Origin of the sequence: Photobacterium angustum, assembly GCF_003026365.1 — a bacterium.
Classification (GTDB): domain Bacteria; phylum Pseudomonadota; class Gammaproteobacteria; order Enterobacterales; family Vibrionaceae; genus Photobacterium; species Photobacterium angustum.
Window position 1 is genome coordinate 1 of sequence record NZ_PYOM01000063.1, and the last position, 534, is coordinate 534.

At 34.1% G+C, this 534-nt stretch carries 1 protein-coding gene; it reads left to right on the forward strand.

Features of this window, described 5'->3' with window-relative positions; translation table 11 throughout:
- Window positions 1–335, forward strand: a 335-nt coding sequence (locus tag CTN01_RS22885) for a hypothetical protein (protein ID WP_170096490.1), incomplete at its 5' end; no start/stop codon positions are given.
- Between the last annotated feature and the right edge of the window lie 199 nt (window positions 336–534).

Below are 534 nucleotides of genomic sequence, written 5' to 3' on the forward strand. Positions count from 1 at the left end.
AAAAAGCCGCAACCAGACAAATGCAAAAAGCGCTTGAGAGAATGAACCCTAACAGCAAAGTATCAAAATCAGATGATGTGAAAAAGCATGATTTCCTTATCAACAGACAAACCATTTTAAATTTCATGCAGAAAGAGTTTTTTGTTGATATGAGCAAAGATTATAACTATAAAAACGCGAATGACTTAAAAAAACATTTTAAAAACAATAGGTTTAAATCAGAATTTAAGGCGTTAACATTCAAGTTATTCAACACTTATTTACCAAACAAAGATAAGTACGACAGCGCCGCCTTTGATGAAGGTTTAAGTCTTTTAAATAATGGCCGTCATTGAGTGAAAATCACCAGTAGTAATTATTTTTAGGCTAACAAATTAATGGTTTCAACTCATGTGAATTTAAGGATCAATAAATAATGCAAAAAGTAAAAATAGGTTACCGGTGGCTGTTATGTTTATGCCTGTTGTGCGCCTCACAAACACAGGCACAAACAACATACCCTGCGCCAAGCTCCATGTCTGTTGAAGATGCCTA